Here is a 14,004-nt window from a genome sequence, read left to right on the forward strand (position 1 = left end):
CACCGCTCTCACGAGCGTCGGACCGGTTCACGACGCGCCGGACAGACTCACTCCTGTGCGTCGACGACGGCGACGCCGGCGAGGTTCACGATGTCTTTCACCTCATCGCCGCGCTGGAGGACGTGGACGGGCTCGTCCATTCCGACGAGCATCGGACCGATCGCCTCGGCGCCGCCGAGCCGCTGGAGCAGCTTGTAGCCGATGTTGCCGGACTCGAGGTTCGGGAAGATGAGCACGTTCGCGGGCTCGTCGAGCTCGGAGAACTCGTAGGTGTCCTCGAGGATGTCCTCGACGACGGCGGTGTCCGCCTGCATCTCGCCGTCGACCGGGAAATCGACCTCGGGGTCCTCGTGGAGCGCGTCGACGGCCTGCCGGGGCTTGCGGGTGCCCTCGTTCTCGACGCTGCCGAAGTTGGAGTAGGACAGCATCGCGGCGCGCGGCTCAACGTTGAACCGGCGGGCCAGATCGGCGGTGTGTTTGGTCACCTCCGCGAGCACCTCCTCGTCGGGGTTCTGGTTGACCGTCGTGTCCGCACAGAACACGACCCGGTTTTTGAAGGTGAGCAGGTAGACGCCGGCGACGTGCTCGGTGTCCTCGGCCGAGCCGATCACCTGCAGCGGCGGACGCAGCGCGGAGGGATAATGGTGGGTGAGCCCAGTGAGGAGGGCGTCGGCGTCGCCGCGCTCAACCATCACACTGCCGAGGTAGTTGGTGTCACGGTGGACCAGTTCGCCGGCCTCGGTCCGGGTGATGCCCTTGCGCTTGCGGATCTCGTGGAGCCGGTCGGCGTAGGGTTCGAGGCTGCGCTCGCTGGGGTCAACGATCTCCGGATCGAAGGAGAGTCCGAGCCGCTGAGCGGTCCGGCGGATCTCGCCGGCGTCGCCGAGCAGGACCGGCTCGGCGATCCCCTGTTCGGTCAGTTGGTAGGCCGCGCGGATCATCTTCTCGTCGGTTCCCTCCGCGAGCGCGACGCGTTTGGGGTCGCTTTTCGCCTTGTTCAACACGACGCGCATCATCTCCCGGGACTTGCCGAGCCGGGCCTCCAGGCGCTCACGGTACTGGGCGACGTCGACGTCGGTCCGGGCCGCACCGGAGTCCATCGCCGCCTGCGCGACGGCCGGCGCGATCTCGAAGAGGACGCGAGGGTCGAGCGGCTTCGGGATGAGGTACTCGGGGCCGAACTGCAGCGGGTCGTCGCCGTAGGCCTTCACGACCGCGTCGGGCACGTCCTGGCGCGCGAGCTCCGCGAGGGCCTCCGCGGCCGCGCGTTTCATCTCCTCGTTGATCTCGGTCGCGCGGACGTCGAGGGCGCCCCGGAAGAGGAACGGGAACCCGAGGACGTTGTTCACCTGGTTCGGGTAATCCGACCGACCGGTCGCCATGATCACCGTGTCGTCGCGGGCGTCCTTCGCGTCGTCGTAGGTGATCTCCGGGTCGGGGTTGGCCATCGCGAAGAGGATCGGGTCGTCGGCCATCGACCGGACCATCTCCTGGGAGACGATCCCGCCGACCGAGAGGCCGGCGAAGACGTCCGCGCCCGCCATCGCGTCCGCGAGGTCGCCCTCGGGGACGTCGCGGCGGGCGAACTCGCGTTTGTACTGGTTGAGCTCGCCGTTCTCGGCCCGAGCCTCGGTGATGATGCCCGTGGAGTCACACATCGTGATGTTCTCCTTGCGGGCGCCGAGCGAGACGTAAAAGCGGGCGGTGGCGATCGCGGAGGCACCGGCGCCCGAGAAGACGATCTCGACGTTCTCGATGTCCTTGCCGGTGACCTCGAGGGCGTTGAGCAGCGCGGCTCCAGAGATGATCGCGGTGCCGTGTTGGTCGTCGTGGAAGACGGGGATGTCCATCCGGTCACGGAGCCGGCTCTCGATCTCGAAGCATTCGGGCGCCTTGATGTCCTCCAGATTGATCCCGCCGAAGGTCGGCTCCATCGCGGCGACGCTCTCGACGAACGCATCCGGATCGGTGATGTCAAGCTCCACGTCGAAGACGTCGATGTCGGCGAACCGCTTGAATAGGACGCCCTTCCCCTCCATCACGGGCTTTGAGGCGCCCGCACCGATGTCGCCGAGGCCGAGCACGGCCGAGCCGTTCGAGACGACGCCGACCAGGTTCCCCTTCGCCGTGTACTCGAAGACTCGGTCCGGCTCCGCCTCGATGTCGCGACACGGCGCCGCCACGCCCGGCGAGTAGGCGAGACTCAGGTCCCGCTGGGTGTTCGTCGGCTTCGTCGTCGCGATCTCGATCTTCCCCGGTGGCTCGCTCCGGTGGTACTCCCGCGCGTCGTCGTCCATTCCCATACTCACCGCTTCCGGCGAGCGACCAAAAAGGTAACCGATACCGTCGATATTGAACGTCGACGATCGTCGAAATCAGTCGCCGGTCACGCCATCGCCGAGGCGGTCGACGAGGAGCCGCTCGAACGGCGCCGAATACTGCATCAGCATCGTTCCGATGACGCTCATACAGAGCACGTACGCGACCGTGAACGCGTATATCTCGTCGGCGACCGAACCGGCAAGGCGGGTCCCCTCCGCGAGCGCGACCGAGGCGATGATGAGCGAGAACTCCCCGCGGGTGACCATCCCGAGCCCGACGCGCGTCGATCGCCGGATGCCGAGGTCGTACACGCGCCCGCCGAGGAAGCCGGAGACGAACTTCGCCGGTGCCGTCACGATCACCGCGACCGCGACGAGGCCGACGACGCCGCCGAACAGCGAGGGATCGGTCACGAGACCGATCCAGAAGAAGAAGACGGCGGCGAAGGCGTCCCGGATCGGTTCCAGGCGGTGTTCGAGCCGGTCGACGTGGCTCGTCGCCGAGAAGGTCATCCCGACGAAGAAGGCCGCCACCGCCTCGCTGACGCCGAGCGCGAGCGCGGCGCCGGCGACGAAGACCGTGACCCCGATCGCCCGCAGCAGGAAGAACTCGCTCGAGTCGGTCGCAAGCAGCCGCTCGAACGGGGCGCTCCCGTAGATGACGAGCGCGAGCAGCAGGAGGATGAAGCCGATCGAGACCCCGACCGAGGTCGCCGCCGCACGCAGGTCACCACCGCCGAGGATGACCGCGGAGACCACCGCGAGATAGACCGCGATGAACAGGTCCTCGTAGACGAGCGTTCCGAGGATCGGACCGGCCTCGTCGTTGGCGATCCACCCCTGGTCGATGAGCGACTTCGTGATGATCGCCGACGAGGAGATGTAGACGATCCCCGCGAACAGGACGGCGGGAAGGGCCGCGCCGAAGAGGACGTAGCCGAGCACCAGCCCGATGCCGAAGTTGACGACCAGGTCGATCGTCCCGGCGCGACCGATCCGGTCCTTGCTCTCGATCAGTCGGTCGAGGTTGAACTCCAGCCCGAGGAAGAACAACAGAAAGACGATCCCGAGTTCCGCACCGAGGGAGACGAAGGCCGTCTCCTGGACGTACCAGCCGCCGACGACCGGGAGCGAGGCGTTGCCCAGCACGAATGGGCTCAGCGTCATCCCGGCGAGGATATAAAAGGGGATGACCGACTGGCCGAGCCGGCTCGCGAGCGCCCCCACGAGCGCCACTGCCGCAAAGAGGACCCCGACCTCGAACAACAGGGATTCAGCCGCCATCGGGAGCCTCCCTCAGGGCGTCGATCACCGTTCGTCGACCGGTCGGCCGAGGTGTTCACCCAGCGCCTCGACGCTCTCGCGGTCGCCGACGACGATGAGGGTGTCGCCGACCGCGAGAGCGGTGTCCGGGCCGGGGCTGGCGATGACCTCTGACTCGCCCCGCTGGATCGTCACGACCGATGCGCCCGTCTCGGCACGAAAGTCCATCTCCCCAAGCGTCTTCCCCACGACCGGGGAGCCTTCGGTAACCTCGAACCACTCCAGCATCGCGCCGCCGGGCAGCATCGCCTCCTGCACGTCGTGCTCGACGGGCTGGAAGTACGCCCCCTCCAGGATCGTCCCGACGGTCCGAGCGAGCTGGTCGGGGAGGTCGAAGAGCTTCTCGGAGTCGGCGTCCGGAGTCGGTCGTTTATAGACTTCCCGGCGACCGCTGTTGTGCGTCAGGATCACGAGCGTCTCCCCGTCGCCGAGGTCGATCTCGTGTTTCTTCCCGACTCCGGGAAGCTCCGTCTCTGTGACCGTCATATCACGATCGTTGGGCGAAGGGATTCATAAAGGGACGCGGTCCGGCGGCGTCCGTGGATCGGACAGTCATCCACGAGGCCGCCGCGGCCGATCCATCACCCAAGGACCGCGACCACGCTCCAGATCCCCGTCACGGCGAACAGCGGGATCGTGAGGTTGTCGTCGACGGGCTGGCCGCGGATCAGCGGCGGAAGCCCATCGGCGATCGTCGCACCGATCGCGCCGACGACCGCCGCGAGGGTGCCGATCGTGGGTCCGAACGCCGGGACCGTGATTGGGACGGCGACGGCGACACAGACGAAGAAGGTGATGATCCAGACCGCCGGGCGTTTGTACTCGTCGGCTGCGTTCCTCCCGAGCGCGCCGCTTACGGGATCGCCGAACGCCAGCATCCACAGCGTGGGGATGGCGATCGACGGGGAAAACCAGACCACGACGCCGGTCATACTCAGCTGGTAGAGGGCGTATCCCGCCACGTTGTCCCGCTCGTAGGAGCGCGTCAGCGTCCGAAAGATCGCGTGGTCGCACCCGATCCCGAGTCGAAGGAACTCGAGGACTGCGACGACACACAGCCCGGCAAGCAGGAGGATCCGCGTTTCGGGCCAGTCGATCCATCCCAGCAGATACGGCGCGACATAAAAGGCCCCGCCCGCGTGAACGAGCCGGCGCTCCAGCTCTATCCGGTCGCGCCAGCCGGCTGAACCCGAATCGTGGGCGCTCTCGCTCTCGGGTCGGGGAGCCGGCATCCGCCTCAGGCGGCCTCGACGTCCGTCTCGACCGAGTCGTATCGTTCGAGAAGGGTCTCGAAGCTCGCCGCATCACCGTCGCCGAGCAGTGCGGCCAGTTCCTCCGCGAGCGCGTCGACCGGGACTCGGACCTGCCTCGCCGCGTCACGCTCGCGGACCGTGACCGAATCGGGACCCTCGCCCTCGAGCCCGTCGCGGTCGACCGTGACGCAGAACGGCGTGCCGATCTCGTCCTGTCGCCGGTAGCGCCGGCCGATCGATCCGGAGTCATCGTGGGCCACCGAGAGCCCGTGGCCGCGGAGGTCCCCGGCGATTCGGTCGGCGAGGTCGACCAGGCGGTCGTCGTTGCTCACGAGCGGGAACACCGCGACGTCGACCGGTGCAATCTCGGGCGCGAGTTCGAGGTACGTGCGCTCCTCGCCGTCGATCTCGTCGACGGTGTAGGCGTGCGCCAGGACGGTCTGGACGATCCGACCGATCCCGAACGAGGGCTCGATGACGCTCGGGATGATGTGTTCGCCGGTCTCCGTCTCCGTCTCGATCGAGAAGTTCGCGACGTCCGTGTCGACGGTGGCGGCGTCGTCATCCGGAAGATCGACGGTCACCGTCTCGGCATCGAAGGCGTCAGGGTCGCGTTCGGCCAGCGCCTCGAGCGCCTCGGCGACCGCACCGGCGTCCCCGCCGAACTCGGGACCGAGCACGGACATGTCGGGATCGACCGTCGCCCGCTCGACCGTCTTGGGCTCGTCGTACCGCTTGAAGACGGTGAAGGAGTCGTCGGCGTGGGCGTCGTGTTTCGAGAGGTCGTAGGTGCCTCGGTCGGCGAATCCGGCGATCTCGATCCAGTCGCCGCCGACCTCGCTTTCGGCGTCCCAGCAGTCGGCCGCGTAGTGGGCACGCTCGCCGGGGAGGTGCTGCCGGAACCGGAACCGGCCCATGTCGACCCCGATCCGTTCGTACCACTCCTGCGCGACGCCGAGGTAGTAGCCGACCCACGCCGAGCCGATGACGCCGTCAGCGACCGCCTCGCCGACCGTCGTGTCGAGGTAGTCCCCGTCGTCGGCCTCCTGTGCGGCGGCCGGATAGAGCCGGACGTCGACGTCGGCGACGCGGTCGAGCGGCGGGTCGTCGTCCTCGGGGTCGATGAACTGTTCGAGCTCGGCCTGGGTGAACTCCCGGAGCCGCAGGAGGCCGCCCCGCGGCGAGATCTCGTTACGGTAAGCCGGACCGATCTGGGTGACCCCGAACGGGAGCTGTCCGCGGGCGTACGCCTTGATCCGCGGGAACTCGACGAAGATGCCCTGTGCGGTCTCGGGACGAAGGTATCCGGGCTGTGCGTCGCCGGGGCCGATGTTCGTCGAGAACATCAGGTTGAAGTCCTCGACGTCCTGGCCCGCAAGCGGCGTCCCGCAGTTCGGACAGGCGATGTCGTGGTCGCGGATGAGCAGCTCGACCTCCGAGCCAGGAAGCGTCTCCGCGTCCGCGATCGACGTTGCGTCCTCGATGAGGTGGTCAGCGCGGTGGGAGACTCCACACTCGCCGCACTCGACGAGCATGTCGTCGAATCCGTCGAGGTGACCCGACGCCTCGAAGACGGGCTCGGGCATCACGGTCGGGGCCTCGATCTCGTGGTTCCCCTCCTTGAGCGTGAACCGGTCGCGCCAGGCGTCCTCGACGTTCCGCTTGAGCGCGGCGCCGCGCGGACCGAAGGTATAAAAACCGGCCGTCCCGCCGTAGGCGCCGTTCGAGCCGAAGAAGAACCCCCGGCGCTTCGCCAGCTCGATGAGCTGCTCGCCGGCCATCGCTTACAGCCCCTCCAGCAGGTCGACGTCCCGAACGATGCCGGAGAGCTCGCCGCCGCTGACGAGCGGGATCTGTTCGACGTCGTTGGAGATCATCTCCTGGGCCGTTGCCGCAGCGGTCCGCCGCCCCGAGACCGTCACGACGTCGGCGGTCATGAACTCGCTGACGGGGCCGACCGGCAGTTCGACGTTGCGCGTCGGGAGATACCGGTTGCCGACCGCCTTGATCCCCTCCCAGGCCCACTCGTCGTCCTGGTTGGCGAAGCTGTCCCCGGTTCCCTCCTCACCCTCGACGACGCGAGCGACCGCGAGGATGTCGACCTCGGTGAGGATCCCCGCCATCGTCGCGTCGTCGTCGAGAACGACCGCGTACGGAACGGCCGAGAGGCCGATCTCGCGTCCGGCCACCGGGAGCGGCGCGTCGACGTAGGTGGCGTTGACCGACGGCGTCGCGAGGTCGCCGACCGCGGCGTCCCCGTCGACGTCCTCGCGCGCGATGGCGCGAACGACGTCGGTCACGGTGAGGATCCCCACGAGCGCGTCACCGTCGACGACCGGCAGGCGACGTGCGTCCTCGGCGACCATCACGGCGGCCGCCTCCCGGATGTCCACGTCGGCGCCGGTCGTCGGGACATCCCGCATCAACATCGCGAGCTGGTCCTCGTCGGGATGATCGATCAGGTCGTCGCGGGAGACCAGGCCGCGGTAGACCTCGCCCGAGTCGGTCTCCTTGACGACGGGAACGGAGGAGAATCCGTGGTCCTGAATGTACTCGAGGACGTCGTCGCGCGTCCCGGGGATCTCGACGACGACGAGATCGGAGCGTGGCGTCATCGCGTCGGCTACGTTCATAGCCCGCCTTTCGCCACCATACCTCTTGTATACTGCGAAGGGCGCCCGACGGTTCACGCCGTATCGACCGTTCGATCACGGTGCCGTCGGGGTTCGACCGATATCGGCGTCTCCGCCCGGTATCAGTTTCAATACCAAGGTATTATTGAACGGTAAACACCACATCCACACGCTTGGAAACGTGTTCGATAGTCGTTTGTCCACCACGATCGTGTATACCGCCGCGGTTCGTGGATTCGGTTCGATGAGTTTATATGTGAGTGCGAATTGATGTCAACCATGTCACGGAGTTCCACCCCCTGGGACGAGCCGGACACCAAACCACGCGACCCGCCGCTGCCGCACGCGCGGGACGCGCTCGAGCCGGTGTCATCACCCGACGTAATGGCGTCGATCGACGCCACCCCGTCCCGGTCGGAGTTCGTCATCGCGGACGTCTCCCGGGAGGACGCGTGGGTGTCGGTCGAGGAGTCCGACGCCACGGTCCTCGAGGAGTGGTGCTAACCGTTCGGAGCGACCGCAGAGAGCGGCGACGGTCCTTAGCCACCACCGCCGTCAGAGCAATCTCCGCCCTCAGCCACCACCGCCGTCAGCGGTGCGAGAGTCCACGTCCGGCGGCGTCGGTCGGTCGAAGACCTCGTTCGCGTTCCCACGCCCGAACCAGCGCCGCGATCGTTCGACAGGTCGGCGTCTCGACGCCGTGGGTCTCCCCGCGGTCGATCGCCGCCCCGTAGATCGCGTCCACCTCGGTCGAGCGCTCGGCCGCCCGGTCCTGCCGCATCGAGGAGTGGTTCGCCGCCGTCGCGTCCGCGACGCGTTCGAGGGCCGCGAGCGCGTCGCCGTTTGAGAGGTCGACCCCCTCGGCACGGGCGACCACCGCGACCTCGCAGGCCGCCTCGCGAGCGACCTCACTCGCGGGGCCGGCGGCCACCGCGGCGTTGTCGACGTCGGCGAGCGCCGTCGGCCCGTTGATCCCGGCGTTGACCGCCAGCTTGCGGAAGCGACGCCGGGGCATATCGGCCGCCGAGGCGGCCGTGATCCCGGCGGCACGGAACGCCGACGCGACGCGCTCGGCGGCGGGGTCCTGCCCCCCCGAGAGCGCTCCGACCGTCACCTCCCCGACGCCGGTACACTCGACGCGTCCGGGCGCCACCAGGCGCGCGCCGTAGGTGGCCGTGCCCGCGAGGATGCGCGTGTCCAGCGCCGCGAGGAGCCGTTCCTCGGTGAGTCCGTTCTGGAGGGAGACCACGGTGTCGTAGCGACCGGTCGCGAGCACGCGGGCGGCGGCGTCGGTGTCGCCGGCCTTCGTCGTCACGACCGCCAGGTCGGCACGCTCGCCCGTGCCGTCGGTGAGCGCGCGCGGCCGTGTGTGTGCCTCGATCGCCCCCTCGATCCGGAGGCCGTCCTCGCGAACCCGGCACATATGTGGGTCCCGACCGACGAGCGTGACGTCGTGGGTTCGGGCGAGCAGCCCGCCGACCAGGCTCCCGAGGCTGCCGGCGCCGAAGACGAGGATCCGCATACATCCGGATCCGACGTGGATCGGCAAAACGGTTGGTGGTCCAGGGGCGGAAAGCGATCGATGGTTCCGAAGCGGACGGCCAGCCGGGACATCGGCCGGTCGATCCTCGATCCGCGGCGGACCAAAACATCGAATTTATATATTGAATTGTGATCAGACATATTATTAATAATATAAGATGGCGTTCGGACGTCACCGACGCGTCAGAGACGGCGTCGACGTCGCCGATCACCGGAATACGCGCGTTATTCGGCACATCGATCCGGGGCGCAGCAACGACCAGCGATCGAGACGCGATCGGCGACGACGATCGGAGTTCACGGACGGTTTTACCGATTTCTACGTGTCTCAATCGCTATGTGAGGTATCGATGGAGGAAGATATTATTTTGTTTATATAGCATTTGAATTAATATAGTATATGAATATACACATTATATTACTCTTCTAAGGACGCCCGTGCGTCATCGGAGTACCGATCACCCATCATACTGATCCCGCACACCCGATCCCGCACACCCGATCCCGCACACCCGATCCGGCCCCTTCCCGGGGGCACGGCGGGACTCACTCGAGGACGTCCGGGTTGGCGACGTACTCCTCGTCGACCGTCCGCCCCTCGAGGACGGCGATGAGGTTCTCCGCGGTGACGTTGAGCATCATCGTCCGCGTCTCGACGGTGGCGCCGGCGAGGTGTGGCGTCGTGAGGGTGTCGTCCCGGCCGAGCACGGGGTCGTCCGGCGACGGCGGTTCCTCGTGGAACACGTCCAGCACCGCGCCGCCGATCCGATCCTCCTCGAGAACGTCGTGGAGCGCCTCGCGGTCGATCACGGCACCGCGTGAGGTGTTGACGAGGAGGGCCGACTCCCGCATCGCGTCGAGTTCGTCCGCGCCGATCAACCCGCGCGTTTCCGGGGTGAGCCGGACGTGAACCGAGGTGACGTCCGACGTCGCGAGCAGGTCGTCGAACGAGACGAGCTCCGCGCCGACGTCGGCGGCCTGCTCCTCGGAGATATAGGGGTCGTACGCGACGATCCGCTCACAGAACGGGCGGATCCGTTTCGCCGTCTCGGAGCCGGCGGCCCCGAGTCCGATGATGCCGACGGTCTTGCCGCGCAGTTCCGTCCCCCACCAGTCCTGCGAGCGCCAGCCGCCGGCCTCGATGTGGTCCTGTGCCTCGGGAATGCGCCGGATGTGTGAAAGGATCGCGCCGACGGTGAACTCCGAGACCGCGACCGCGTTCATCCCGGGCGTGTGCAGGACGACGACGCCCTCCTCGGTGGCCGCCTCGACGTCGATGTTGTCGATTCCCGACCCCGGCTTCGCGATCGCTTTGAGGTTCGGCGCGTTTCGAATGAGGTCGGCGTCGTACTCGTTTTCCGAGTGGACGAACAGGCCCTCGGCGCCGTCGACGTAGTCGCGGAGCGTTTGGGGGTCGTAGCGTTGCTTGTCGATCACGCGGACGTTGACGCCGTCGAAGGCCGACTCGACGCGATCGATCGATCGCGTACTGAGGATGTCGTGGCTCACGAGGCGCCATTACCACCCATGTGTGAAAACTGTTCGGGGGAGCGTGGGCGATGGTGGGGGTGGTGGATGAATCCGGGTGCTGGTGACCGAGACCGGCGCCAGGCGCGGATCAGGCGACGATATCGCGGAACGTCTCGAGGTCGGCGTCCTCGAGGGTCCGGATCGTCTCCGCGAGGTCGTCGACGCGCTCGGGGTCGAGTCGGGTCTCGGCACATTCGCGGAACTTCGCCTGAAGCCGCTCCTCGCTGACCGGGTTGTTCGGGCTGCCCGGAGCGTACTGCATCTCCCCGCGAAGGCTCTCGCCGGACGTGGTGGTCACGCGGACGATGGCACCGTATCCCGCGAACTCCTCGTCGAACAGGTTCTCCTCGAACGCACGCGACACCATCGAAACGGCCTCCTTCGTCGCCGGCTCCTGGACGTACTCGTCGGTGAACTCGTGAATGCCGGCGTCGCCCTCACGGAGCACTGCGGCGAGGCAGAACTCGATGGAGAACTTCGCCTGCAGGGCGTTATCCGGCTGTTCGTGGTGGAGCATCTCGCTGGCCGCGTCGTCGAGGGTCACGACGACGTCCTCGACGGTCTCGGGCGAGAGGTCGTGTTCCTGGACGAGATCGCGCATCGCGTCCATCGCGGCGTGGGTGATCACGCCGGACGGATACGGCTTGAACCCGATGTCGGGGACCGCCCAGTCCGAGCCGAGACCGTCGGTGATCTCGGCGGGGTCGTAGGCGTCGTCGATCGTCATCACGCGGTTGTAGCCGATCTTCCCCTCGAGGATCTCGGTATCGGCCGTGAATCCGGAGCGAGCCAGCAGCGCGGCCCGAACGCCGATCTGTGCCGCGTGGCCGGCGTGGAGCGGCTTCGTCATCGTTCCGAAGTTCTTCTTCAGCGCCGAGGAGCCGGAGGCGACGATCCCCAGCGCGTTAGGAATCGCGTCGCCCTCGAGGTCCAGCACCGTCGCCGCCGCGGCAGCAGCACCGAACGATCCCGCGGTGCCGGTGCTGTGCCATCCGTTCTGGTAGTGTTCGGGATACGTACTGTGACCGACCCGGTAGGCGACCTCACAGCCGACGACGTAGCCGGTGAGGAGGTCGGTACTCGAGGCGTCGACCTCGTCGGCGGCGGCCAGCGCCGCCGAGAAGACGGGTGAGGTCGGGTGGATCACGATCGACTCGAAGGTGTCGTCGTAGTCGACGGCGTGGCCGAACGCCCCGTTCGCGAGCGCGGCGGCCGGCGCCGACCGCGGCTCACGGGCATACACGGTCGCCTCCCCGTCCCCGCCGTGGGCGTCGACGTAGTCGTAGATCGTGTCGCCGAGTTCGTGGTGGGCCCCGAACAGCGAGACCCCGACGTTGTCCATGATCGCGGTCTTGGCGTGATCGAGTACCGGATCCGGGATGTCGTCGTAGGTCGTCGACTCGATGAACTCACAGAGTACGGCTGTTTCTCCCATACCCGGGAGTCGCCGTCCGGTCACATTAGCGTTTCGTTGTCACGGATCACGGTCGACGAGCTGACACCGGTTGCTCGTCGGTCATTCCGCCGGAACGGTCACGACCGGGATCTCCGTCGAGAGCAACACGGATTGCGTCACGCTGCCGAACAACGCCTTGCCGATCGGCGTCTGCTTCCGGCCGCCGACAACGAGGTAGCGGGCATCGATCGAATTCGTGTAGCTCACGAGCTCCTGTGCCGGGTCCCCGATCCGGCCGACCGGGACGAAGTCGTCGGTCACCTCTGAGGCGATGTCCGCCGCGTCGCTTTCGGCACCCTCGAGAACCGTCTCCGTACCGCCGCTTGCCGCCTCGACTTCCTCGCGGTCGCGAACGTGCACGACGTGAAGCTCCTCATTGAACGCGCCGGCAAGGGTCCGTCCCTCGGAGACACTATCGACATCGGTCGTGTCGTCAACGGCTGCCACGATTACCATATCCGGTATCGACAGGGCGGACCATAATAACGGTTGGGGGTAGCTGTCGGAGAGCCCGTCCTCACGACGCCGATCGGATCCGGTAAGACCCCACAGAAACCGAAGAGGTAAACCGGCGTGCGAGAAATCCGTCGCGAAGGAGTCACACACAGTACAATGGTCACCCGGAATCTCGCGAAGCGAGCGGGAACCGTCCGCGATCGCCTTGCCTCCTATGAGGTCGTGTTGTTGATCTCGGGGATCTGGTTCCTCGTGCAGGGGCTTCGATACCTGTTCCCGCCGCTGTTCGATACGTTTCAGACGACCTACGGCGTCTCGAACACCGAGACCGGACTCCTGTTTACGGCGCTGCTCATCGGGTACTCGATCGTCCAGTTCCCGGCGGGGACGCTCGCGGACCGTGTCAGCGAAGCCAAGATGATCGCCGGCGGCGCGGCGGGGTTCGCGGTCGCGGCCCTGATCGCGGCCAGCGCCCCGACGTTCCCGACGCTTGCCGGATCGGCGGTTCTGATCGGGCTCACGACGGGGATCCACAAGACCGTCGCGATCCCGTACCTCTCCCGAACGTACGCCGAACGGAAGGGATTCGCCATCGGGGTGATGGACACGATCGGCCAGTTCGGCGGCGCCGCAGCACCGCTTTTCATCGCCGTGATATTGGTATCGGCGCTCCCGTGGAACGTCGCCTTTCTGACGGGGGCGGCGGTGAGCGCCGCGTTCGCAGGGCTGTTCTACGTCCGGGTGGTTCGGCGCGAAGCCCCGGTGGGGATCGTCGACGACGACGGCGACGACGACGTGCAGGGCGTCGAGGATGACGACGTGCAGGGCGTCGAGGATGACGAAGGGGTGGACGTCGAAGACGACGAGGACGTCTCCTACAGGGAGATCTTCTTCAACACCAAGTTCCTGCTGTTCGTCCTCATCGTGATGGCGTACACCTTCGCCTGGAACGGGTTCACCTCGTTTCTGCCGCTGTTCCTCATCGACGCAAAGCCCCTCGCGGACGAGACCGCGAGCCTCGTGTACAGCCTCCTGTTCGTCGCGAGCCTGACGCAAACCGCGACCGGCTGGATCAGCGATCGGCTCAGCCAGGTGAACATTATGTTGAGTCTGTTGTCCGTGATCGTCGTCGGCCTGACGCTGATACTGTTCGTCGACGGCGTGTGGGCCCTCGGCGGGATCACGTTGCTGATCGGGATCGGGTTTCACGGGTTCAGGCCCGTCCGCGATGCACATCTGATGGAACTCATCCCGGAGTCGATTCGTGGCGGGACGTTCGGGATCGTCCGGACGCTGATGACCGCGGTCGGGGCGATCGGGCCTGCCGCGGTCGGATACATCTCCGACGTGAGCGGCTACATCGCGGCATTCTCCTTCCTGAGTGCGGTCCTCGCCGGATCGGTGGTGCTCATCATCGTGATGCGATCAGCGTGATGCGACCAGCCTGATGCGACCAGCCTGATGCGACCAGCGTGATCCCGGTGGCCCGT

12 protein-coding genes are annotated in these 14,004 nt (G+C 66.9%); 2 read left to right on the forward strand and 10 right to left on the reverse strand.

Annotation, left to right across the window (positions count from 1 at the left end):
- Positions 1 to 47 precede the first annotated feature (47 nt).
- The 6 genes from BLW38_RS07940 to BLW38_RS07965 all read right to left on the reverse strand — a co-directional run bounded on the left by BLW38_RS07940 (position 48) and on the right by BLW38_RS07965 (position 7,530).
- On the reverse strand, positions 48 to 2,303 hold the full coding sequence (locus tag BLW38_RS07940; protein WP_092816711.1) for an NADP-dependent malic enzyme: 2,256 nt from the start codon (positions 2,301 to 2,303) through the stop codon (positions 48 to 50).
- Positions 2,304 to 2,375: 72 nt separating this feature from the next.
- Positions 2,376 to 3,605 carry a cation:proton antiporter gene (locus tag BLW38_RS07945; protein WP_092816712.1) on the reverse strand — a complete coding sequence of 410 codons (1,230 nt, stop codon included), beginning with the start codon at positions 3,603 to 3,605 and terminating at the stop codon, positions 2,376 to 2,378.
- A 24-nt stretch (positions 3,606 to 3,629) separates the two neighbouring features.
- Positions 3,630 to 4,130: a cation:proton antiporter regulatory subunit gene (locus BLW38_RS07950; RefSeq protein WP_092816713.1), complete on the reverse strand. Its 501-nt coding sequence runs from the start codon at positions 4,128 to 4,130 to the stop codon at positions 3,630 to 3,632.
- A 95-nt stretch (positions 4,131 to 4,225) separates the two neighbouring features.
- Positions 4,226 to 4,876 (reverse strand): diacylglycerol/polyprenol kinase family protein, encoded by a 651-nt coding sequence (locus BLW38_RS07955; protein WP_092816714.1) that lies wholly within the window; start codon positions 4,874 to 4,876, stop codon positions 4,226 to 4,228.
- 5 nt (positions 4,877 to 4,881) lie between these two features.
- Positions 4,882 to 6,678, reverse strand: a complete 1,797-nt coding sequence (gene glyS / locus BLW38_RS07960) for a glycine--tRNA ligase (protein ID WP_092816715.1) — start codon at positions 6,676 to 6,678, stop codon at positions 4,882 to 4,884.
- Between the two features lie 3 nt (positions 6,679 to 6,681).
- Positions 6,682 to 7,530 carry a CBS domain-containing protein gene (locus BLW38_RS07965; RefSeq protein WP_092816716.1) on the reverse strand — a complete coding sequence of 283 codons (849 nt, stop codon included), beginning with the start codon at positions 7,528 to 7,530 and terminating at the stop codon, positions 6,682 to 6,684.
- A 279-nt stretch (positions 7,531 to 7,809) separates the two neighbouring features.
- Between BLW38_RS07965 and BLW38_RS07970 the strand changes: the two genes are divergently transcribed.
- Entirely contained in the window at positions 7,810 to 8,034 is a 225-nt protein-coding gene (locus tag BLW38_RS07970; protein WP_092816717.1) for a DUF7556 family protein, read from the forward strand.
- A gap of 85 nt (positions 8,035 to 8,119) precedes the next feature.
- Here the strand turns inward: BLW38_RS07970 and BLW38_RS07975 are convergent, their stop codons facing one another.
- The 4 genes from BLW38_RS07975 to BLW38_RS07990 all read right to left on the reverse strand — a co-directional run bounded on the left by BLW38_RS07975 (position 8,120) and on the right by BLW38_RS07990 (position 12,514).
- Positions 8,120 to 9,052: a ketopantoate reductase family protein gene (locus tag BLW38_RS07975; protein ID WP_092816718.1), complete on the reverse strand. Its 933-nt coding sequence runs from the start codon at positions 9,050 to 9,052 to the stop codon at positions 8,120 to 8,122.
- Positions 9,053 to 9,618: 566 nt separating this feature from the next.
- Entirely contained in the window at positions 9,619 to 10,581 is a 963-nt protein-coding gene (locus BLW38_RS07980; protein WP_092816719.1) for a hydroxyacid dehydrogenase, read from the reverse strand.
- A gap of 109 nt (positions 10,582 to 10,690) precedes the next feature.
- Positions 10,691 to 12,037 (reverse strand): MmgE/PrpD family protein, encoded by a 1,347-nt coding sequence (locus BLW38_RS07985; protein WP_092816720.1) that lies wholly within the window; start codon positions 12,035 to 12,037, stop codon positions 10,691 to 10,693.
- Positions 12,038 to 12,118: 81 nt separating this feature from the next.
- The gene (locus tag BLW38_RS07990) at positions 12,119 to 12,514 is read right to left on the reverse strand and encodes a universal stress protein (protein WP_092816721.1); all 396 of its coding nucleotides are present in this window, start codon (positions 12,512 to 12,514) and stop codon (positions 12,119 to 12,121) included.
- Between the two features lie 156 nt (positions 12,515 to 12,670).
- On the opposite strand from BLW38_RS07990, the gene BLW38_RS07995 reads away from it, so the two are divergent.
- A complete protein-coding gene (locus BLW38_RS07995) occupies positions 12,671 to 13,948 on the forward strand; it encodes an MFS transporter (protein ID WP_092816722.1) in 1,278 nt (425 codons plus the stop codon).
- Positions 13,949 to 14,004 lie beyond the last annotated feature (56 nt).

Origin of the sequence: Halopenitus malekzadehii, assembly GCF_900108505.1 — an archaeon.
Lineage (GTDB): Archaea > Halobacteriota > Halobacteria > Halobacteriales > Haloferacaceae > Halopenitus > Halopenitus malekzadehii.